The organism is Streptomyces sp. NPDC001700 (assembly GCF_053596435.1).
Window position 1 is genome coordinate 142,491 of sequence record NZ_JBSFGE010000007.1, and the last position, 20,836, is coordinate 163,326.

Here is a 20,836-nt window from a genome sequence, read left to right on the forward strand (position 1 = left end):
GGTCCTGGTCGGCTGTCGAGTACAGCGGACCATTCTGCCACACCGTGGCAGGTCACCCGACCGCGGCCACCGCGTCCGGAATACGGAACGGCTTCCCGCAGCCGCCGCACATGATCGGCGCCTGGGCCAGCACCGACGGAACGACGCGAACGTTCCGCCCGCAGTCGCACACCGCCTTGACGCGGACGCCGCCCCCGGACGAACCGTGCCGTGCCGCGGGCCCGCGGAAGGCGCGGGAGGTCTCGGCCGCGGTCGCGACGGTGTGCGCCTTGAGGGCGCGGTGCAGTCGGTCGATCGTGGTCCGGTAGCGCTTTCTCGCCTCGGGACTGAGAGTGACCAGCGAGAAGCCACTGCTGGGATGCGGCTCCTCGGAGTGGTCGAGACCCAGCTCCTCGGCGATCGCCAGGAACCGGCGGTTGTGGTAGCGGCCGGCGCGCGAGGTATCACGGACACCGCGGGCGGCGGCGATGCCGTGGACTGCCTCGTGCAGCAGCCGTTCGAAGGAGAGCTCGGCGCCACATGCGGACGACGACTCTCCGATCAGCGATTCGGGCGCGGCTAGATCTGGCAGCTCGGGGTGGTGCCGTTGAATGTCGGCCCACGCCTGTGCCAGCTCTGCGGCGAGTACAGGTGGTGTCGTGCTCACGTCGTGCTAACGAGCAGGAGCCGCCCGGTGTTCCGATTCCGGGGCATCTCAAATAATTTGCACGTACCAGTCAGTTCAGCGCTGATGCGTCGCGACGAGGGCGGGTGCGCACATGCATGGATGAGCCGCCCACGGCGCACCAAGGCGGTACGTACCGCCATGTACGGCCCGGCCCGTAGACACCGGGCCCGCGGAGGGCCCGTACACCGTCGGGAGGGCCCGTGCACCGTCGGCACCGGCTCACCGGTCCCGCGCCCTCAGTAGGCGCGTGCCACGAAGGCGACGTTACCTGGCGCGTCATCAGCGTCCGGCACCGCCCCGTCCTCGGCGACCAGACACCGTACGGACACCGCCCGCTCGGCGAGCGCGGCCTCGCCCTCCGGGCCCAGATCGGCCCACCGGATCCGCGCCCAGCCTCCCGCGGCCGCCGCCTCCGCGGCCTCCTCCACGGTCCGCGCCTCCACCGTGCGCGCCACGCGGCGCTCCCGCGCCTGGCGCAGCAGCAGCGCCTGGTCCTCCTCCAGCGCCTTCGGCACCGCCTCGGCCAGCAGGTCGGCGCGCACCGGTTCCTTGCCGCCCGGAATGCGCCGGGCGAGGGTGGCGGTCCCGGCCGCCAGGTCGCGCGGGCCGATCTCGACGCGCACCGGTACGCCGCGCAGCTCCCAGTCGACGGCGCGGCGGCCGAAGGGGACGTCGGTGCGGTCGTCGACCTGGACCCGCACCCCCGCCGCCGCCAGCCGGTCGCCGGTCTCGCGGACCGCGGCGAGCACCGCGTCGTCGCCCTTGACCGCGAGGACGACGGCCTGGACCGGGGCCAGCCGGGGCGGCAGCCGCAGCCCGTCGTCGTCGCCGTGCATCATGACCAGCGCGCCGACCAGACGGGTCGTACTGCCCCAGGAGGTCTGCCAGACCAGTTCCTGCTCGCCGTCCCGGGACAGATAGCGGGTGTTGAAGGCGCGCGCGAAGTTCTGCCCCAGCTCATGGCTGGTGCCCAGCTGCAGCGCCTTGCCGTCGCCCATCATCCCTTCCAGGGTGAGGGTGTTGACGGCACCGGCGAAGCGCTCCCGGGCGGTCTTGCGCCCCAGGACGACGTCCATGGCGAGCACGTTCTCCATGAAGTCGGCGTAGACGTCGCGGTGGATGCGGGCGGCGAACTCCCGGGCGTCCTCGTACGTGGCGTGCGCGGTGTGGCCCTCCTGCCACAGGAATTCGGTCGTCCGCAGGAACAGCCGGGGCCGCAGCTCCCAGCGCACCACATTGGCCCACTGGTTGATCAGCAGCGGCAGATCGCGGTAGCTCTGCACCCACTTCGAGAAGTACTCGTTGACGATCGTCTCGGAGGTGGGCCGGACCACCACCGGCTCCTCCAGCTCCTTGCCGCCGCCGTGGGTGACGACCGCGAGCTCGGGGGCGAAACCCTCGACGTGCTCGGCCTCCCGGGTCAGATACGACTGCGGGATGAAGAGGGGGAAGTAGGCGTTCTGGACGCCCGCCGCCTTGATCCGGGCGTCCAGATCGCCCTGCATCCGCTCCCACAGCCCGTATCCGTACGGTCGGATGACCATGGTGCCGCGCACTGGTCCGTTCTCGGCCAGCTCGGCCTTGCTGATCACATCCTGGTACCAACGCGGAAAATCCACCGCACGTGGGGTGAGAACGGGTGCTTTGACCATGGCGCCGATCGTACGGCGGCGGCGCGGCGAACCGCGGCGAATTTCTCCCGGGCGGGGCGGGGGCGCCTGGGGAGCGGGGCGAACGCGAGGGTGCGTGGGGGCGCACGGAGGGGGCACGCAAGCACGGCCGTGAAAGCTCTGGACGCGGGGACGGATGCGGAGTTCTCTGGCATACGGGGGTGGGACGCGACGAGCGGGTGCCCTGTGGAAGAGCCCGGCACGATCCACACGGCACCCTCTGGCGCACAACGGCGGATCTGACGACGGCACTGCTCTTCGCTGATTGGGGCCCTTTCGATGACATCTACGCTCGTACGGCGGCACCACCCGCACCCCTCCCCACCGCGCACGGCGGACCCGCACGCCCGCGCCCGCGACTGGGCGGAGATCCAGGAACGGATGCTGGTACCGCTGTACGAGGCCGTGTACGAACGGCTGGACGTCGGCACCGGCACCCGGCTGCTGGGCCTGGGCTGCGGCTCGGGGCTCGCCCTGCTCATGGCGGCCGGACGCGGCGCCGACGTCTGCGGCGTCGACACGGACGAGCCGCGCCTCGCGCTGGCGCGGGAGCGGCTGGGCGACCCGGTGCGGCTGGGGCCCGGCGGTCCGGAGTCGGCGTGCGCGCGGGAGGCGGCGGCGACCGCGCGCTTCTCGGTCGTGACCGCCTTCGAGCCACTGCCCGCCCCGGCGGCGGGCGGCCCCGGCGGGCCCGGCGCGGCGGCCTCCTCGCTCACGGCGGCCGCGGCGCTCGCCCAGCGCGGCGGCGCGGTGGTGCTGGCCGGGTGGGGTCCGCCGGAGCGGTGCGCCACCTCGTCGGTGCTGCGGGTGGGGGCCCGGCTCGCCGACCCGATGTGCGCCCCGGCACGCTGGCGGCCGTGCGGCCGGGACGACCTGGAGACGCTGGCCGAGCGGGCCGGGCTGCGGCCGGACGGATCGGGGCGGGTGGCCTGCCCGTTCGGGTACGCCGACCTGGACAGCGCGGTGCGCGGACTGCTCTCGACGGGGCTGTTCGACGCGGCGGAGCGGGCGACCGATCCGACGCAGGTGCGCAAGGAGATAGCGGAGGCGCTGCATCCGTATCAGCGTCCGGACGGGACGGTGTGGATGCCGAACGTATTGCGGTATCTGATCGCCCGGGTCTGAACGTCCGCGTATACGGGTGCGCGGGTCCCTGCCGTCCGTGGCAGGGACCCGCGCACCCGGTGCTGTGCGGGCGGGTTCAGCCCATGAACTTCTTGAACTCGTCGGGGAGTTCGAAGTCCTGGGCGCCCTGGCCGCCGGGCGCGCCGAACGCGCCGCCCTGCTGGCCCGCCTGCTCACGGCGGGCCGCGGCGGCCTGCTCGTCGGCCTTCCGCTTCATCGGGTTGCCGCTGCGCTGCTTGCCCTTGACCTTCTTCTGCGGCTTGCCCTTGCGCTTGGTGGCGCCACCGCCGGGCATGCCCGGCATCCCGGGCATCCCCGGCATGCCGCCGCCCTGGGCCATCTTCGACATCATCTTGCGCGCTTCGAAGAACCGCTCCACCAGGTTCTTGACCGCGCTCACCTCGACGCCGGAACCCCGGGCGATACGGGCGCGGCGGGAGCCGTTGATGATGTTCGGGTCCTGGCGCTCGCCCGGCGTCATCGACTTGATGATCGCGGCCGTGCGGTCCACGTCCCGCTCGTCCAGATTGTTGATCTGGTCCTTCATCTGGCCCATGCCCGGCAGCATGCCGAGCAGCTTGGAGATGGAGCCCATCTTGCGGACCTGCTCCATCTGCGCCAGGAAGTCGTCGAGCGTGAACTCCTTGGGGCCCTTCGCCAGCTTGGCCGCCATCTTCTCGGCCTCTTGCTGGCTGAAGGTCTGCTCGGCCTTCTCGATGAGGCTGAGCATGTCGCCCATGCCGAGGATGCGGGACGCCATGCGGTCCGGGTGGAACGCGTCGAAGTCGTCCAGCTTCTCACCATTGGAGGCGAACATGATCTGACGGCCGGTGACATGCGCGATGGACAGCGCGGCACCGCCGCGCGCGTCGCCGTCGAGCTTGGAGAGCACCACGCCGTCGAAGCCGACGCCGTCGCGGAACGCCTCGGCGGTGTTCACCGCGTCCTGGCCGATCATCGCGTCGACGACGAACAGGACCTCGTCCGGGCTGACCGCGTCGCGGATGTCCGCGGCCTGACGCATCAGCTCCTCGTCGATGCCGAGGCGACCGGCGGTGTCGACGATCACGACGTCGTGCTGCTTGGTGTTGGCGAACTCGACGGAGTCCTTGGCGACCTTCACCGGGTCGCCGACACCGTTGCCCGGCTCCGGCGCGAACACCGCGACGCCCGCGCGCTCGGCGACCACCGAGAGCTGGTTGACGGCGTTGGGGCGCTGGAGGTCACACGCGACGAGCAGCGGCGCGTGGCCCTGGCCCTTCAGCCAGCGGCCGAGCTTTCCGGCGAGCGTCGTCTTACCGGCGCCCTGCAGACCGGCGAGCATGATGACCGTCGGGGGCTGCTTGGCGAAGCGGAGGCGGCGGGCCTCGCCGCCGAGGATGCCGATCAGCTCCTCGTTGACGATCTTGATGACCTGCTGGGCCGGGTTCAGCGCCTGGGAGACCTCGGCACCGAGGCTGCGCTCCTTGACCTGCTTGATGAACGCCCGTACGACGGGCAGCGCGACGTCCGCCTCGAGCAGGGCGATCCGGATCTCGCGTGCCGTCGCGTCGATGTCCGCCTCGCTGAGGCGGCCCTTGCCCCGGAGGTTCTTGAAAGTCGCTGCGAGGCGATCGGAGAGGGTATCGAACACGGTGGTCGCGAATCCTTCGGTCGGATGTCGGGTCGGCGGTCGGCCTCCAAGGGTATCCGCACGCCGAGGTAACGGTCTGCCCCCGGGCGCACGACGCGGCATTCCCCCACCCCGCCCCTTCCCGAACCGGGGCCCCGCCCCGGCCCCCGCTCCTCAATCGCCGGAGGGGCTGGAGGCGGGGCACATCCGCCCCGGACCCGACCCCTCAAACGCCGAAGAGGCTGGAGGCGGGACACATCCGCCCCGAACCCGACCCCTCAAACACCGCAGGAGCCGAGGGCAGACGCGCCTCCGCCCCCCGGGGTCCCCGGCCGCTCAAACGCCGCAGGGGCTGGAGTGGGGCACCTTCACCCCAGGGCCCCGCTCCTCAACCACCGCAGGGTCTGGAGGCCAGGTATCCCCGCCCCGCACCCGACTCCCCAAACACCGCAGGAGCCGGAGGCAGGGGCACCTCCGCCCCGGGGTGCCCAGCCGCTCAAACGCCGCAGGGACTGGAGTGGGGCACCTTCACCCCAGGGCCCCGCTCCTCACCCACCGCAGGGTCTGGAGGCCAGGTATCCCCGCCCCGCACCCGACTCCCCAAACACCGCAGGAGCCGGAGGCAGGGGCCTCTCCGCCCCGGGGTGCCCAGCCGCTCAAACGCCGCAGGGACTGGAGTGGGGCACCTTCACCCCAGGGCCCCGCTCCTCACCCACCGCAGGGGCTGGAGGTCAGGTATTCCCGCCCCGGACCCGACTCCTCAAACGGCGCAGGGGCGGGGGCAGGGCGTCTCTGCTCCTGGGTGCGCGGCTGCCCGGCGTCGGGGAGGCCGGTGGCCGAACGGGGGACGGACGGTAGGGCCTAGCGCAGGGTCTGCTCTACCTCTTGGGCCAGTTCCGCGGCGCGCATGGGGGACAGCGGGGCGCCCGTGGGGTCCGTGACATAGAACGCGTCGACCGCGTTCGCGCCCAGCGTGCTGACGTGGGCGCTGCGGACCGTCACACCGGACGCCTCCAGGGCGCGGCCGATGCGGTGGAGGAGGCCGGGGACGTCCTGCGCGCGGACCTCGATCACGGTGGCGAGCTGTGAGCTGCCGGGCGCGACCGTCACCCGCGGGGGCGGGGCGTGGACGCCGCGGCGGCGCGGGTACTTGCGGTAGGCGGCCTCGCGCTCGGCGAGCCGGGCGACGATGTCGAGCGAGCCGTCCAGCGCCCGGAGCAGATCGTTCCGCAGCCGCGCGGCCTGCGGCAGCGATCCGTATTCGGCGGCCACCCGCCAGCTCAGCAGCAGGACGCCGCCGGGCTTGTCCGCGCCGTCCAGCTCCGACGGCAGCTCCACGGCGCGCAGGTCGGCCGCCCGGACCGTGAGCCGGTGCAGGGCCAGCACCCCGGCGGCCGCGGCCAGCACTCCGGTCTGGTCAGGGACGGCGATCAGCAGCTCGACGCCGATCGGTTCCGGTTCCGTCGCCGAGTCAGCCGAGTCAGCCGAGTCACTAGACGGCAGCGCTTCCGACCTCGCGTGCAGGGCCAGCACCGGGCCGCCGGTGCGGCACGCCTCGATCGCGAGCCGTTCCTGCTCGGCGGTGATCTGCTGCGGGTCGTCCGGGTCCGCCGCGGGCTCGCCCGCGAGGACGGCGGCGACCCGCTTGACCAGGTCGGCGACGAGCGCGCCGCGCCAGGCGCTCCACGCCGCGGGCCCGGTGGCCAGCGCGTCGGCCTCGGTGAGGGCGTGCAGCAGCTCCAGGGTGGCGGGGGCGCGGACCGCCTCGGCGACCGCGCGCACGGTGGCCGGGTCGTCCAGGTCGCGGCGGGTGGCGGTCTCCACGAGGAGCAGATGGTGACGTACGAGAGTAGCGAGGACGGACACATCGGCGCGGTCGAAGCCGATCCGGGCGGCCACGTCCCGGACGATCGTCTCCCCCACCACCGAGTGGTCGCCGGGCCAGCCCTTGCCGATGTCGTGCAGCAGCGCGGCGACCAGCAGCAGGTCGGGGCGGCCGACGCGGCGGCTGAGGGCGCTGGCGCGCACCGCGGTCTCCACGAGGTGGCGGTCGACGGTCCACCGGTGCACGGGGTTGCGCTGCGGGCGGCAGCGCACCCGCTCCCAGTCCGGCAGCAGCCGGGTGATCAGGCCCTCGGCCTCCAGCGCCTCCCAGACCGGCACGGTGGACTCGCCCGCGCCCAGCAGGGTGACCAGTTCCTCCCGGGCCTCCGGCGGCCAGGGCACCGGCAGCGGGCCCGAGGCGGCGGACAGCCGCCGTACGGCGTGCAGCGAGAGCGGAAGACCGGCCTGGGCGGCGGCCGCGGCGGCCCGCAGGGGGAGCACGGGGTCGCGCTCGGGGCGCGCGGCGCGGGCGAGCACCACCTCGCCGTCCTGTTCGACGACGCCCTCGGCGAGCGGGCTGCGCTCCCCCGGCGTCTGCCCGGCGTCGCCGGAGCCGCCACGGCCACGGCCACCGAGCAGTCCGCGCAGCCGCGGGCGGCTCGCCGAGCGGGCGCGCAGCACCCGGTCGACCTCGCGCCAGGTGACATCGCTCGCGTACGCGATGGTCCGGGCCGACTCGTAGACCTGGCGCAGCAGGGCGTCGGCGTCCATCAGCCCGACCGCCACCGCGATCTGGTCCTGTTCCTGGAGGGACAGCCGGTCGGTGGCCCGGCCGGTGGCCAGGTGGAGCGCGTCGCGGGTGTCCAGCAGCCGCCGCCGGGCCTCGTCCAGGCCCTCGCGGGGCGCGTCGGCGAGCCAGGAGGCGGCGATGGCGCGCAGCGCGGTGGCGTCGCGCAGTCCGCCGCGAGCCTCCTTCACGTCGGGTTCGAGCAGATACTGCAGCTCGCCGTGGCGCTCGGCGCGCTCCTGGCACAGCTCGCGCAGCTCGGGCAGGCGCTTCGGGGCCTGGGCGCGCCAGTCCGCGAAGACGGAGGTGCGCAGGCCCGCGGTGAGGGCGGCGTCTCCCGCGAGATGGCGGGCGTCCAGCAGGCCGAGCTGGACCTTCAGATCCTCGGCGGCGGTCTTGCGGGCCTCGCCGGGGGTGCGTACGGAGTGGTCGAGGGCCAGCCCCATGTCCCAGACGGGGTACCAGACGTGGTCGGCCAGCGCGGCGAGGGCCGAGGGGTCGGCGGAGCCGTCGTGCAGCAGGACGACGTCGAGGTCGCTGCGCGGGGACAGTTCGCCGCGTCCGTATCCGCCGACCGCCACCAGCGCGACGCCCTCCGTGATCCCGGAGGTCTCGGCGCCGCCGGTGAGCAGCGCGGCCAGCCACTGGTCGGTGAGTCCGGCCAGCGCGCTACGGCGCGGCGGCCCGGACCGCGACTCCTCCTGGAGGAGCCGCAGCCGGGCCGCCGCGTAGCCGCCGGGGCCCGAGTCGGTGGTCGTCTCTGTCGTTGCCTCGACGCGTTCCATCAACTCGGCTGCTCCCTGTCAGCTGGACATGCGCTTGCTGGATGCCTCACGGGTGGCTCACAAGGCGTCCGGGCCCCGCTCGCCGGTCCTGACCCGGACCGCGGTCTCGACGGGGACGCTCCAGACCTTGCCGTCCCCGATTTTTCCGGTGCGGGCGGCCTTGACCACGACCTCGATGAGGTCGTCGGCTTCCTCGTCCTCGGCCAGCACCTCGATGCGGACCTTGGGCACCAGGTCGACGGTGTACTCCGCGCCCCGGTAGACCTCGGTGTGGCCGCGCTGGCGCCCGTAGCCGCTGGCCTCGGTGACGGTCAGGCCCTGCACGCCGAACGCCTGGAGGGCTTCCTTGATCTCGTCGAGCCGGTGCGGCTTCACAACCGCCGTGATGAGCTTCACGCGTCCACCTTCTTCGGGTCCTTCTTGGCGTCCTTCTTCTTCGCCTCACCGGCCGCCGAGTGCGCGGCCGCCTGGAGGCCGCCGAGGGAGGTGCCGCCGCCCGCGCCCGCGAAGTCGTACGCCGTCTCGGCGTGCTCGACCTGGTCGATCCCGGCGACCTCGTCGTCCTCGTCCACCCGGAAGCCCATGACCAGGTCGACGACCTTGGCCAGGATCGCGGAGACGATCAGGGAGTAGGCGAGGACCGCGAAGGCACCGGCGGCCTGCTTGCCGAGCTGGCTGGCGTCGCCGCCGTAGAACAGGCCCTTGGCCTCGCTCTGCACCCGGCCGGTGGCGAAGAGGCCGATGAGCAGCGAGCCGATGAGGCCGCCGACCATGTGGACGCCGATGACGTCGAGCGAGTCGTCGTAGCCGAACTTGTACTTCAGGCCGACCGCCATGGCGCAGACGACACCGGCGATGACGCCGATCGCGATCGCGCCGAGCGGGCTGACCGCACCGCAGGCCGGGGTGATCGCGACGAGTCCGGAGACCGCGCCGGAGGCGGCGCCCAGGGTGGTGAAGGAGCCGTGCCGGATCTTCTCGTACGCGAGCCAGCCGAGCATCGCGGAGGCGGTGGCGACCTGGGTGTTGGTGAAGGCGGCCGCGGTGACGCCGTCGGCGCCGAGCCAGGAGCCGCCGTTGAAGCCGAACCAGCCGAACCACAGCAGACCGGCACCGAGCATGACCAGCGGCAGGCTGTGCGGCCGCATCGGGTCCTTCTTGAAGCCGACCCGCTTGCCGATGACGAGGATCACGCCGAGCGCGGCGGCGCCCGCGTTGATGTGGACGGCGGTACCACCCGCGAAGTCGATCACGCCGAGCTTGAAGGCCCAGCCGTCGGCGGCCCACACCCAGTGCGCGACCGGGAAGTAGACGACCGTCGCCCACAGGGCGATGAACACCGCCCAGGCGGTGAACTTCACGCGGTCCGCGAGGGCGCCGCTGATCAGCGCCGGGGTGATGATCGCGAACATCATCTGGAACAGGGCGAAGACATAGATCGGAATCGTGTAGCCGGGCCACAGCTCGGTCAGCCCGATGTTGTGCATGCCCAGCCAGTCGAAGCCGCCGAACAGGTCATTGCCCTTGTCGAAAGCGACGCTGAAGCCGTAGAGGACCCACAGGACGGTGACGATGCCGATGCTGATGAAGCTCATCATCAGCATGTTCAGCACGCTTTTGACGCGGACCATGCCGCCGTAGAAGAAGGCAAGGCCGGGCGTCATGATCAGGACCAGCGCGGCGCACAGCAGCATGAACCCGGTGTTGGCCGCGCTGAGTGCGTCATCGGGCGTGATCTTGTCCGCGGCAAGCATCGTGATGCCCACTGGCATCGGCGTCTCCTCGCTGTCGAAACGGCCCGTGCGGGCAATAAACAAAAGGGCCGGTATTCGCCACGAGATTGGCGCAGCGCCGTTTCAGTCGATGCCGCTCGATGTTTCGCGGCAGTGACGAAGGGCGCGGGCGTGTTACGCGCCGATGAATTGACGGTAAGCGGTCCTTCCGCTCCGTTACCGTGCCGCAACCCGCTCCGGGCCGCCTCAGACGGCCCGGGGGGCGCCCGTCTCGTCCGGGGAATCGGGCAGCATTTCGACGAGCCTGTCGCTCAGCTCGACGACCTCGGGCACGTCCCCGAAGTGGCGCACCGCCGTGTCCACGGTCTTGCGCAGGCGGTTGTTCACCCGCTCCGAGCGGATCCGCTGGGCGAGCGGCAGCGCCTTCTGGGCGACCTCCACGCACTGCTCGGGCTGCTTCTGGAGGAGGTGGACGGTGGCCATGCCGATCAGGTTGAGCGCATACGAACGCTGGTGCCCGCCCTCGCCCTCGGCGGTCTCCTCGCCGAAGAGGCGCACGGCGTTGCGCATCACCGGGTCGGCGAGCTGGGCGTAGGTGGGGCTGCGGCCCGCGACATAGGCGAGGTCGCGGTAGGAGTGGGCGTTCTCCGCGTTCAGCTCGGCCTCGGAGAAGAAGCCGATCCAGTTCGGGTCGCCGTCGCCCGTGGCGCAGTCGGCGAAGGTGTCCTCGGCCATCTTGACGGCGCGGTGGCACTTGCTGGGCTGGCCCATGTTGGCGTACGCCCGGCCCTCCATCGCATACAGCATGGCCTGGGTGCGCGGGGTGGCGCTCTCCCGGCTGCCGTACTGCGCGAGGTGGATCAGTTCCAGCGCGTCGTCCGGCCGCCCGACGTGGATCATCTGGCGGCTCATGCTGGAGAGCACATACGAGCCGAGGGGGCGGTCGCCGGACTCCTTGGCGGCGTGCAGCGCGAGGACGAAGTACTTCTGGGCGGTGGGCTGGAGGCCGATGTCGTAGCTCATCCACCCGGCCAGCTGGGCCAGCTCGCCCGCGACCTTGAACAGCCGCTTGGACACCGCCTCGGTGTGCGACTCCTGGAGCAGGTCGGTGACCTCGTGGAGCTGGCCGACCACCGCCTTGCGGCGCAGCCCGCCGCCGCACTGGGCGTCCCAGGCGCGGAACATCGTGATGGTGGACTCCAGCAGCTCCAGCTCCGGCTCGGAGAGCCGGGAGATGCGCCGTGAGCGGCCGCTGTCCGCCGCGCGCGCGCCGCCGGGCGCCCCGCTCGGCGAGGGCACCAGCCAGCGCTGCATCGGCTCGATGAGGGCGGGGCCCGCCGAGAGGGCGAGGGAGGTGCCGAGGAAGCCGCGCCGGGCGAGCATGAGGTCGCTGCGGGAGAACTCGCCGATCAGCGCGACGGTCTCGGGACCGGCCCAGGGAAGATCCACCCCGGACACGGACGGTGACCGGTGGGCGGGGCGCAGCCCCAGGTCCTCGATGCCGACCACACAGCCGAAGCGCTCGGAGAACAGCTCGGAGAGGATCTGCGGGATCGGCTCGCGCGGCTGTTCCCCATCCAGCCAGCGGCGCACCCGCGAGGTGTCCGTACTGATGTGATGCGCGCCTAACTGACGTGCCCTGCGGTTCACTTGGCGGGCCAGTTCCCCCTTCGACCAGCCGCTGCGCACAAACCACGATCCCAGCTGCGCGTTGGGTCGCTTGTCAGCACCGCCGCCGCTGTCGCCCACCGGAACGCCCCCATCCCACGAATCTTCCCGGACCGCCACCAGAATGCCTTCTGTCACGGTCAGTTGTCCCCGCGATACGGCGCATCAACCGTCCGCCACGGGAACCGGCCCTTGCCAGTGGCAAGTACCGGACCGCGGCCGGGCATATGCTCGCAACCGGGGATCGTGCACCGAAAGTAATCCTACGATCACGCTCTATGCGAGGTGGATCGGGAAAACGCCACCATTCGCCACCCCTTCGAATGAACCCCTTCACCGATTCACACGATTCACTTGACACGGGGCGACCGGAAGAACGCGAAGAGGTGCACAGCGGGGCGCATGCGCCGTTCCGCACCACCCGTTACACCGCGACACACCACCTGCCGCACCACTTCGGCGACGGAGCGTCATGAGTGCGCTCCGGCTCGTAACCATCGAGAGCGCGACCCGTTGGAGGGGGCATGGGCTTCACGATCGGCGGCATCCGGGAGATGCGGTCCGGCTCACGGCGCCGCGGCCGTACGTCCGAGTCCACCACGGTGGCGGAGTACACCGGGCTGTGGGGCTGGGACGTGGTGCCGGGCGCCCGGGCCGCGCGCGGTTCGGGCGAATGCTCCTGCGGTGCGGCCGACTGCCCGGCCCCCGGCGCCCATCCGCTCGGCTGCGTCCCCGGCGTGCCCGCGGGCGCCACGCTCGACGCCGCCGCGGCGGCGTGGGAGGAGGTCCCGGGGGCGGCCGTCCTGCTGCCGGTGGGCCGGTCGTTCGACGTCCTGGAGGTGGCCGAGTACGCGGGGCGGCACGCCCTGGTGCGGCTGGAGCGGATGGGGCTGCCGCTCGGCCCGGTCGCCGTCACCCCGCACGGGCGCGCCCAGTTCTTCGTCGAACCGGGGGCCGCGGCCGAACTCCCCGACCTGCTCTACCGCATGGGCTGGGACGACGCGGACCTCGATCTGTGCTGCTTAGGGAAGGGCGACCACATCACCGCGCCGCCCTCCGACCTCGGGGGCCTGGGACCGGTGCGCTGGCTGCGCCCGCCGACCCTCGACACGGCGGGCCGCCCGCCGCACGCCCGGCTGGTGCTGGGCACCCTCGCTTATGTGAGCCACCGCGCCGGGTCCTGAGTTCTTCCCGTACAACGCCGGACAGCCGGACAAACGCCGGACGGGCTTGAATCGATGGTCGATTCAAGCCCGTCCGGCGGTGCGGGACCGGATCAGTCGCCGATCAGCGCGTCGACGAACGCCTCCGGCTCGAACGGCGCCAGATCGTCCGCGCCCTCGCCCAGTCCGATCAGCTTGACCGGTACGCCCAGTTCGCGCTGGACCGCGACGACGATGCCGCCCTTGGCGGTGCCGTCCAGCTTGGTGAGCACGATGCCGGTGATGTCCACCACCTCGCGGAAGACCCGCGCCTGCACCAAGCCGTTCTGCCCGGTGGTGGCGTCGAGCACGAGCAGCACCTCGTCCACCGTGCCGTGCTTCTCCACGACCCGCTTGACCTTGCCCAGCTCGTCCATCAGACCGGTCTTGGTGTGCAGCCGCCCGGCGGTGTCGATGAGGACGACGTCCGCGGACTCGGCGATGCCCTCCTTGACCGCGTCGAAGGCGACCGAGGCCGGGTCGCCGCCCTCGGGGCCGCGGACCGTACGGGCGCCGACCCGCTCGCCCCAGGTCTGCAGCTGATCGGCGGCGGCCGCCCGGAAGGTGTCCGCCGCGCCCAGCACGACCGACTTGCCGTCGGCCACCAGGACCCGGGCCAGCTTGCCGGTGGTGGTGGTCTTGCCGGTGCCGTTGACCCCGACGACCATGACGACGCCCGGCTTCTCCTCGCCGTTCGCCCCCACCCCGCTCTCGGTGTGCACGGTCCGGTCGGCCTCGGTGCCGACGAGGTGCAGCAGCTCCTCGCGCAGCAGCCCGCGTAGCTCCTCGGGGCTGCGGGTGCCGAGCACCTTGACGCGCTCACGCAGCCGCTCGACCAGCTCCTGGGTCGGGGCGACGCCGACGTCGGCGGTCAGCAGCGTGTCCTCGATCTCCTCCCAGGTGTCGTCGTCGAGGTGCTCACGGGACAGCAGCGTCAGCAGCCCCTTGCCCAGAGTCGTCTGGGAACGGGACAGCCGGGCGCGGAGCCGGACCAGCCGTCCGGCGGTCGGCTCCGGGACCTCGACCGGCGGGGCCTCCGGCGCGGCGGGGGCGGCGGCCTCCGCGGGCGCGGCCGGCGCCTCGGCGCCGGGCAGGTCCACCTCTTCGATGGTTCTGCGCGGTTCCTCGCGCGGGGTTTCGGCCTCCTCGCCGACGTGCGGTTCGGCGGGCGGCGCGGTGACGGACGGGCTGCTCGGCGGTGCCGGGGGCAGTCGCTTCTTCTTGCGGCTGCTGATCACAAGCCCGCTGATCGCGGCGAGCGCGACCACAGCGATGACTACAGCAAGGATGACGAATTCCATAACCCACCCAGTATCAGACACATGGCCAAGCGAGTCATTCGCCTCGTCATCGCCTCATCGTTCGCCTCGTCACTCGCCTCGTCACTCGCCGCCGAGCCCAGCCTCGCGGGCCCGGACGATCGCCTGGGCCCGGTCGTGCACTTGGAGCTTGGCGAAGATCGAGCCGACATGGTTGCGCACGGTCTTGTCCGTGACCACCAGCCGCTGGGCGATCTGCCGGTAGCCGAGCCCGCCCGCGAGCAGGTCCAGCACCTCCCGCTCGCGCGCGGTGAGCGTCGGGAACGCCTCCTTGGCCGACGCCGCGCCGGAGGCGCCCAGCAGCACCCCCAGCCGCTCCGCCATGCGCGGGCTGAAGACGGCGCCGCCGCGCACCACGGTGTGCAGGGCGCGCAGGATCTCGTCCCGGCCCGCTCCCTTGAGGAGATAGCCACGGGCCCCGGCGCGCACGGCGGCCAGCAGACTGTCGTCGTCCTCGGACATCGTCATGACCATCACCCGCGCCTCGGGGCGGGCGCACAGGATGCGCCGGGTGGCCTCCAGACCGGACCGGCCGGGCAGCCCGAGGTCCATCACCACCAGATCGGGCGCGGCCCGCCCCGCCTCGGCGACCGCCTCGTCCGCGCAGGCCGCTTGGCCGACGACGGTGAAGGCGTCGTCCAGGTTGAGGGCGGCGGCCAGGCCCTCGCGGAAGAGCGGATGGTCGTCGACGAGCAGGACGCGCCACTGCGCGGTGTCCACCGGGGCGGTCACGGCGGCGCCCACGGGCGTGCCCACCGGGGCGCCCACCGGCGCGGTCATGGCGCCGGGGTCCTCTCTCTGGGCTTGGCCTGGGTGATGAGTGTCGTACAGGACCGGCATCCGGTGTGCTCCAGGTGTTCCTCTGGGTCCTCGTGCTCCCCGGGTCCGATGAGCGGCAGCACCGCGTGCACCACGGTGCCGGTCGCGGAGCCGGTGACCGTGCAGGAGCCGCCGATCTCCTCGGCCCGCTCCCGGACCGAGGCCAGCCCGACGCCGCGCACCGCGGTCTCCGGCAGTCCGCTGCCGTCGTCGGTGATCGTGATGTCGAGGGTTTCGGGGGTGTCGGGGTCGGTGGCGAGTTCGACCCGGACCTGGCGCGCCCGGGCGTGTCGTACGGCGTTGGTGAGCGACTCGGCCGCGATCCGGTACGCCGCGGTCTCCACGCCCGGCGACAGCGGGGGCAGGACGGCGGGGCGGCTGGCGACGCTCACCCGCAGCCCGTCCACGCCGAGCCGCCGCGCCAGGTCCCGCACCGCACCGGCGAGGCCGCGCTCGGCGAGGGCGGCCGGGGCGAGCCCGGCGGTGATGCGGCGCACCTCGACCAGCGCCTCGGCGAGGGTTTCGGCGGCCTCGCAGAGCTGGACGCAGGCCGGGTGACCGGGCGGGCAGGAGGTCTGGGCGATGTCCAGGCGCAGCCGTACGGCGGCGAGTTGGGGCCCGAGGCCGTCGTGGATCTCCCGGCGCAGTCTGCGCCGCTCCTGCTCGCGGGCGAGCACCAGCCGCTCGCGGGCGGCCTGGGCCTCCTCGGCCAGCCACAGCGCGGCGAGCGCGGGGGCGGCCTGGTCGGCGAGGAGGGACAGCAGCCCGCTGTCGCGCTCGGCGGGGGTGCCGGAGCCGTCGCGGGAGACTTCGAGCCGCCCGACCGTGCGGCCGTGGTGGCGCAGCGGGTAGGTCTGGACGCGGCCGGTGAGGGGTGCCCCGGCGTCCGCCAGGCGACGGGGCCCGGCGCGGGTGTCGACGCTGACGGCGGCACCGGAGACGCCGAGGTCCTCGACGGCGCTGCGGCAGATCTGCTGGGGCACCTCGCCGGGGTGCGGGGCCTGTTGCAGACGTACGGCCAGGGCGCTGACGGCTTCGTGCGGCCGGGCCCGGGGCCCGTAGAAGGCGCGCTCGACGCGGAGGGTGAGCCAGCGGGCGGACGGCCGCAGGGCCCAGCCCAGCAGCAGGGCGCCGCCGACGGCGACGACGGTGGTCCCGTCGCGTACGGAGGGGAGTCCGGCCTGCACGGCGACGGCGGCGCAGACGACGACGGCGGCGAACGAGGTGAGGACGAAGGCGCGGGCGAGCCGGTGGCTGGTGGAGCGGTCGAGCCGCCAGATCCCGGTGCGGGCGACGCCCAGGCAGATGGCGGCCGCCCAGACCGCGCTGCCGAGGGTGCGGGCGGCGATGGTGGGCATGCCCTCGCCCCACTCCGACAGCAGGAGCGAGACGCAGGCCGGGTAGGCGGCGGCCAGCAGGGCCCAGTCGCGCCGCTCGGCGCCGCCGGATACGGCGGCGCGGCAGCACAGGGCGGCGGTGACGGCGACCGCCACGCTGCGCAGCACCCAGGGTTCGGCCGCCGCGTAGGTGTCGAGGTGGTCGAAGGCCCATTGGCCACCCGCAGTGTGGAAGGCGGGGTTGGTGACCGCGCCGACCCGTGGCTCGCTGATCAGCCACAGCGCGGCGTAACCGAGCCAGTAGGCGGAGGCGGCCGCGCTCATGGCCCACCAGTGCCAGCGCCGTTTGGCGCCGCGCGGGAAGAGCCACAGCGGCAGCAGCAGGACGGTCAGCGGCCGGCAGACCATGGCGGCCACCGCGAGCAGCAGGGACAGGGCGGCGCCCGCCGGTCCGAGCCCGGCGGGCCCCAGCAGGTCGGCGACGGCCGAGGGCAGCAGCCACAGGGCGCCCGCCACCAGCAGCACTCCGCCGTAGCGCCGGGCGGACCGCTCGGCGAGCAGCAGGACGCCGACGCCGAGCACCGGCACGCCCACGGCCACCGAGGTCAGGAGCGTGGCGCCACGCATACGGGTGGAGGACAGGTCGAGCCACTGGTCGTTGATCCGCAGCAGACCGGCGAGCCAGCCCGCCAGCACCACGACGAACAGCGCCGACACCCCGCCCGCGGCCTGCACGGCACGGTCTTTCGGAAGGGCGTGCCGCATGTCAGCCGGCGGTCGGCCCGGTGAGGCGCGCGCCGCCGCCCCGGACCCACAGCGTGACGTAGTTGGCGCTGCGGCCGGGGCGGCACTTGTACTCGTCCCACTTGCTCTTCTCCACCCCGGCCTGTCCCGCCTTCCGGCAGGCGCCCTGGGTGTCGAAGTGCCCTTCCTCCCGCCACCCCGCGCCTCCGGAGGCGGTGGCGGGGGAGGCACTGGCGGTCCACATGACGGTTCCCGCGAGCAGGCCGAGCGCCGTCGTGGCGCGGATTCGGGAAAGTCGCATCTTCAACCTCCTGGTACTCGCCCGTGCCTTACCCCGCTTCACGGCGCTGAAGTGCGCGGACGGCATGCCCCACCCGAACCGGTGACCCGCCCGCACCCGCGTTCCGGTGGCGCGTTCACCCTTTCCGGTTCATCGCGGCTCCACCGTGCCGTCCAGGGCGCCCGTCACCAGACCTGTCACCAGACCTGTCACCAGACCTGGAAGAGGATGGCGACGGCGATCGACTCGGCCTCGTCGTAGGGGATTCCGTACCGCATCAGGGTGAGCATGACGGGCTGCGCGGCCCAGATGTCCAGGGTGTCCAGGTAGTTGGCGAGCCGGTGGGCGTAGCGGCGCACCATGGCGGTCTCGCGCGGGGTGAGCCGCCCGAGCACCTTGGCGAGGAGATCGCCGCCGTGGCGCAGCGCGGTGACCATCAGCCGCTGACGGATGCGCTGTGCCTCGGCGGGGGTGAGCCCGCCCGCGAAGAGCGCTTCCTTCGCGGCCTCCAGTTCCCGGGTGTCGCCCGCGCCGAGCCGGACCCGGCCGACCAGGTCGTCGATGTCGGATGTGGTGATGAGCGTTTCCCCCGTGGTGATCATGCGCCCCTCCTCGGGTGATGGTGCGATGTGGTTCCCGGGCCCGGCTCGCCGGGCCCAGGATGAGATTCGCGCGCCCCGCGTCCCAGGCGCATGAGTCATCCGTCCCGGCTCCGCCCGGCGCCTCGTGGTAGCGATTTGACGTTCCGTCAGCTACGGTCCGGTGGCCCGCTCCCGCCCGCCCCGCGCCGAAGGGGGACCCTCCGCCATGGCCGTCACGGTCGTACGCCTCAACCTCGTCGATCCCGCCGCCACTCCGCGCGCACTGGCCGAGCGGTACCGCGCCGCCCTCGACATGGCCGCCTACGCCGACGAACGGGGCATCTCCACCGTCCAGACCGAAGAGCACCACGGCGCCGCGAACGGCTGGCTGCCCGCGCCGCTGGTCTTCGCGGGCACGGTGCTCGGCGCCACCCGCCGGATCACGGTGACGGTCTCCGCGCTGATCACACCGCTGTACGACCCGCTGCGGCTGGCCGAGGACATCGCGGTGCTCGACCTGGCCAGCGGCGGACGGCTGATCACGGTGGCCGGGATCGGCTACCGGCCGGAGGAGTACGCGGCGCACGGCAAGGACTGGCCGGGGCGCGGCGCGCTCCAGGACGAGGCGCTGGAGACGCTGCTCGCGGCGTGGACGGGCGAGCCGTTCGCGTACCAGGGCCGCACCGTGCGGGTCACCCCGCGCCCGTACACCCAGCCGCATCCGCTGCTGCTGGTCGGCGGCAGTTCGAAGGCGGCGGCCCGGCGCGCGGCCCGGCTGGGGCTGCCGTTCTTCCCGAGCGCTCATCTGCCGGAGCTGGAGGGGTACTACCACGCGCGGCGCATGGAGTACGGGACCGACGGCTGGTGCCTGATGCCCCCGGCGGTCACCCCGCTGCTGCACATCGCCGAGGACCCGGACCGGGCCTGGGCGCTGTACGGGGAGCATCTGCTGCACGAGGCGCGCACCTACGCGTCCTGGCAGTCGGGCGCGGTGCGCTCGGCGGTCCGCTCGCACGCCGCGGACGCGGGGGCGCTGCGCCGCGAGGGCGTCTACCGGATCGTCACGCCCGAGGAGTGTGTGGCGTACGCGCGGCAGAGCGGCGAGCAGGCGAGCCTGGTGCTGCATCCGCTGTGCGGCGGGATGCCGGTCGAGGAGGGGTGGCGGGGCTTGCGGCTGTTCGCGGAACGAGTGCTGCCCCGCCTCAAGGAGTGAGGCGGGGCAGTTCTCTTGGGGTGAGGAGTGGGCGGCGGGGGGTTAGCCCATCTCCTCCAACGCCTTGCCCTTGGTCTCCGGCACCCACTTGAGGATGAACGGGATCGAGAGCACGGCGAAGGCCGTGTAGAGGATGTAGGTCGCGGAGAGGTTCCACTCCGACAAGCTCGGGAAGCTGGCGGTGATGGCCCAGTTGGCGATCCACTGCGCGGAGGCGGCGACGCCCAGGGCGGCGGCGCGGATCTTGTTCGGGAACATCTCGCCGAGCAGCACCCAGACGACCACGCCCCAGGAGAGCGCGAAGAAGAGCACGAACGCGTGGGCCGCGACCAGCGCCACGACGCCCTCGGTGTGCGGAAGCTTGCCGTCCACCAGGTTCGCGGAGAAGGCCCAGGCCACCAGGGCGAGCGAGAGCGCCATACCGATCGAGCCGATGAGCGCGAGCGGCTTACGGCCGACCTTGTCGACGAAGATCATCGCGATCACGGTGCCGAGGATGTTGATGATCGACGTGGTGAAGGAGTAGAAGAACGAGCTGCTCGGGTCGACGCCGACGGACTGCCACAGCGTCGAGGAGTAGTAGAAGGCCACGTTGATGCCGACCAGCTGCTGGAAGACCGAGAGCCCGACGCCGATCCACACGACCGGCAGCAGCCCGAACCGGCCGCCGAGCAGGTCCTTGAACGTCGACTTGTGCTCGCTGCGCATCGCCTGCTCGATCTCGTCGACCCGGACGTCCAGGTCGACGGCCTTGCCCTCGACCTCCGCCAGGACCTTCTTGGCCTGGTCGTTCCGGCCGACCGAGATCAGGAAGCGGGGGGACTCGGGGATGGCGAAGGAGAGCAGCCCGTACACGACGGCCGGGATGACCATCACGCCGAGCATCCACTGCCAGGCCTCAAGACCGGCGATCTTGCCGCGCTGGTCGCCGTCGGCCAGGTTGAGGATGCCGTAGTTGACGAGCTGGGAGACGGCGATGCCGATGACGATCGCGGCCTGCTGGAAGGAGGCGAGCCGGCCGCGGTACGCGGGCGGGGCGACCTCGGCGATGTAGGCCGGGCCGATCACGGACGCCATGCCGATGCCGATACCGCCGAGCACCCGCCACATGGCCAGGTCCCACAGGGCGAACGGCAGCGCCGAGCCGACCGCGCTCACGGTGAACAGCACGGCGGCGATCTGCATGACGCGGATCCGGCCGATCCGGTCGGCTATCCGGCCCGCGGTGGCCGCGCCGATCGCCGAACCGATCAGTGCGATGGCGACGACCTGGGCGAGGGCGGCGGACCCGATGTCGTACCGGCCGCGGATGGCCTCGACCGCTCCGTTGATCACCGAGCTGTCGTAGCCGAAGAGAAAGCCGCCCATCGCGGCGGCAGCGGTAATGAAGATGACATGGCCGAGATGGTCCGGCTTGGCCTTGCGGCCTTCGGACCCCTGTGCCTGCACGGTGGTGGACAACGTGAACTC

At 72.6% G+C, this 20,836-nt stretch carries 16 protein-coding genes; 3 read left to right on the plus strand and 13 right to left on the minus strand.

Going from position 1 to position 20,836, the window contains the following annotated elements:
- Positions 1–52: 52 nt before the first annotated feature.
- The gene (locus ACWC5C_RS15875) at positions 53–646 is read right to left on the minus strand and encodes a hypothetical protein (RefSeq protein WP_009714740.1); all 594 of its coding nucleotides are present in this window, start codon (positions 644–646) and stop codon (positions 53–55) included.
- Positions 647–903: 257 nt separating this feature from the next.
- Positions 904–2,319 carry a proline--tRNA ligase gene (proS, locus tag ACWC5C_RS15880; RefSeq protein ID WP_450875973.1) on the minus strand — a complete coding sequence of 472 codons (1,416 nt, stop codon included), beginning with the start codon at positions 2,317–2,319 and terminating at the stop codon, positions 904–906.
- Positions 2,320–2,616: 297 nt separating this feature from the next.
- Between proS and ACWC5C_RS15885 the strand changes: the two genes are divergently transcribed.
- Positions 2,617–3,462 (plus strand): methyltransferase domain-containing protein, encoded by an 846-nt coding sequence (locus ACWC5C_RS15885; protein WP_450875974.1) that lies wholly within the window; start codon positions 2,617–2,619, stop codon positions 3,460–3,462.
- 76 nt (positions 3,463–3,538) lie between these two features.
- Here ACWC5C_RS15885 and ffh read toward each other — a convergent pair whose 3' ends face one another.
- The 5 genes from ffh to nsdA all read right to left on the minus strand — a co-directional run bounded on the left by ffh (position 3,539) and on the right by nsdA (position 11,952).
- Positions 3,539–5,095, minus strand: coding sequence for a signal recognition particle protein (gene ffh / locus ACWC5C_RS15890; RefSeq protein ID WP_450875975.1), 1,557 nt, complete (start codon positions 5,093–5,095; stop codon positions 3,539–3,541).
- Between the two features lie 840 nt (positions 5,096–5,935).
- On the minus strand, positions 5,936–8,470 hold the full coding sequence (locus ACWC5C_RS15895; protein WP_450875976.1) for a [protein-PII] uridylyltransferase: 2,535 nt from the start codon (positions 8,468–8,470) through the stop codon (positions 5,936–5,938).
- 57 nt (positions 8,471–8,527) lie between these two features.
- A complete protein-coding gene (locus ACWC5C_RS15900) occupies positions 8,528–8,866 on the minus strand; it encodes a P-II family nitrogen regulator (RefSeq protein ID WP_358621118.1) in 339 nt (112 codons plus the stop codon).
- Complete coding sequence (locus ACWC5C_RS15905) at positions 8,863–10,242, minus strand: ammonium transporter (protein WP_450875977.1); 1,380 nt, start codon at positions 10,240–10,242, stop codon at positions 8,863–8,865. The genes ACWC5C_RS15900 and ACWC5C_RS15905 overlap by 4 nt, the downstream gene beginning before the upstream one ends.
- Before the next feature lie 207 nt (positions 10,243–10,449).
- The gene (gene nsdA / locus ACWC5C_RS15910) at positions 10,450–11,952 is read right to left on the minus strand and encodes a transcriptional repressor NsdA (RefSeq protein WP_450876156.1); all 1,503 of its coding nucleotides are present in this window, start codon (positions 11,950–11,952) and stop codon (positions 10,450–10,452) included.
- A 443-nt stretch (positions 11,953–12,395) separates the two neighbouring features.
- Between nsdA and ACWC5C_RS15915 the strand changes: the two genes are divergently transcribed.
- On the plus strand, positions 12,396–13,055 hold the full coding sequence (locus ACWC5C_RS15915) for a bifunctional DNA primase/polymerase (protein WP_450875978.1): 660 nt from the start codon (positions 12,396–12,398) through the stop codon (positions 13,053–13,055).
- 92 nt (positions 13,056–13,147) lie between these two features.
- Here the strand turns inward: ACWC5C_RS15915 and ftsY are convergent, their stop codons facing one another.
- The 5 genes from ftsY to ACWC5C_RS15940 form a co-directional block, all read right to left on the minus strand.
- Complete coding sequence (gene ftsY, locus ACWC5C_RS15920; RefSeq protein WP_450875979.1) at positions 13,148–14,374, minus strand: signal recognition particle-docking protein FtsY; 1,227 nt, start codon at positions 14,372–14,374, stop codon at positions 13,148–13,150.
- Positions 14,375–14,455: 81 nt separating this feature from the next.
- Complete coding sequence (locus tag ACWC5C_RS15925; RefSeq protein WP_450875980.1) at positions 14,456–15,172, minus strand: response regulator; 717 nt, start codon at positions 15,170–15,172, stop codon at positions 14,456–14,458.
- A complete protein-coding gene (locus ACWC5C_RS15930; RefSeq protein ID WP_450875981.1) occupies positions 15,169–17,313 on the minus strand; it encodes a sensor histidine kinase in 2,145 nt (714 codons plus the stop codon). The genes ACWC5C_RS15925 and ACWC5C_RS15930 overlap by 4 nt, the downstream gene beginning before the upstream one ends.
- A gap of 1 nt (position 17,314) precedes the next feature.
- Positions 17,315–17,593, minus strand: coding sequence for a hypothetical protein (locus ACWC5C_RS15935; RefSeq protein ID WP_385439384.1), 279 nt, complete (start codon positions 17,591–17,593; stop codon positions 17,315–17,317).
- Positions 17,594–17,781: 188 nt separating this feature from the next.
- Positions 17,782–18,174 carry a hypothetical protein gene (locus ACWC5C_RS15940; protein WP_385439381.1) on the minus strand — a complete coding sequence of 131 codons (393 nt, stop codon included), beginning with the start codon at positions 18,172–18,174 and terminating at the stop codon, positions 17,782–17,784.
- A gap of 205 nt (positions 18,175–18,379) precedes the next feature.
- Between ACWC5C_RS15940 and ACWC5C_RS15945 the strand changes: the two genes are divergently transcribed.
- A complete protein-coding gene (locus ACWC5C_RS15945) occupies positions 18,380–19,366 on the plus strand; it encodes an LLM class flavin-dependent oxidoreductase (RefSeq protein WP_385439380.1) in 987 nt (328 codons plus the stop codon).
- 42 nt (positions 19,367–19,408) lie between these two features.
- On the opposite strand, the gene ACWC5C_RS15950 is transcribed toward ACWC5C_RS15945, so the two are convergent.
- Entirely contained in the window at positions 19,409–20,827 is a 1,419-nt protein-coding gene (locus ACWC5C_RS15950; protein ID WP_450875982.1) for a sugar porter family MFS transporter, read from the minus strand.
- Between the last annotated feature and the right edge of the window lie 9 nt (positions 20,828–20,836).

Excerpts from the sequence above, each read along its gene's own strand:
- ACWC5C_RS15895 (WP_450875976.1), bottom strand. The coding sequence starts at position 8,470 with ATGGAACGCGTCGAGGCAACGACAGAGACGACCACCGACTCGGGCCCC.
- ACWC5C_RS15930 (WP_450875981.1), bottom strand. The coding sequence starts at position 17,313 with ATGCGGCACGCCCTTCCGAAAGACCGTGCCGTGCAGGCCGCGGGCGGG.
- ACWC5C_RS15925 (WP_450875980.1), bottom strand. The coding sequence starts at position 15,172 with ATGACCGCGCCGGTGGGCGCCCCGGTGGGCACGCCCGTGGGCGCCGCC.
- ACWC5C_RS15940 (WP_385439381.1), bottom strand. The coding sequence starts at position 18,174 with ATGATCACCACGGGGGAAACGCTCATCACCACATCCGACATCGACGAC.
- ACWC5C_RS15885 (WP_450875974.1), top strand. The coding sequence starts at position 2,617 with ATGACATCTACGCTCGTACGGCGGCACCACCCGCACCCCTCCCCACCG.
- ACWC5C_RS15935 (WP_385439384.1), bottom strand. The coding sequence starts at position 17,593 with ATGCGACTTTCCCGAATCCGCGCCACGACGGCGCTCGGCCTGCTCGCG.
- ACWC5C_RS15945 (WP_385439380.1), top strand. The coding sequence starts at position 18,380 with ATGGCCGTCACGGTCGTACGCCTCAACCTCGTCGATCCCGCCGCCACT.
- ACWC5C_RS15915 (WP_450875978.1), top strand. The coding sequence starts at position 12,396 with ATGGGCTTCACGATCGGCGGCATCCGGGAGATGCGGTCCGGCTCACGG.
- ACWC5C_RS15905 (WP_450875977.1), bottom strand. The coding sequence starts at position 10,242 with ATGCCAGTGGGCATCACGATGCTTGCCGCGGACAAGATCACGCCCGAT.
- proS (WP_450875973.1), bottom strand. The coding sequence starts at position 2,319 with ATGGTCAAAGCACCCGTTCTCACCCCACGTGCGGTGGATTTTCCGCGT.
- ftsY (WP_450875979.1), bottom strand. The coding sequence starts at position 14,374 with ATGGAATTCGTCATCCTTGCTGTAGTCATCGCTGTGGTCGCGCTCGCC.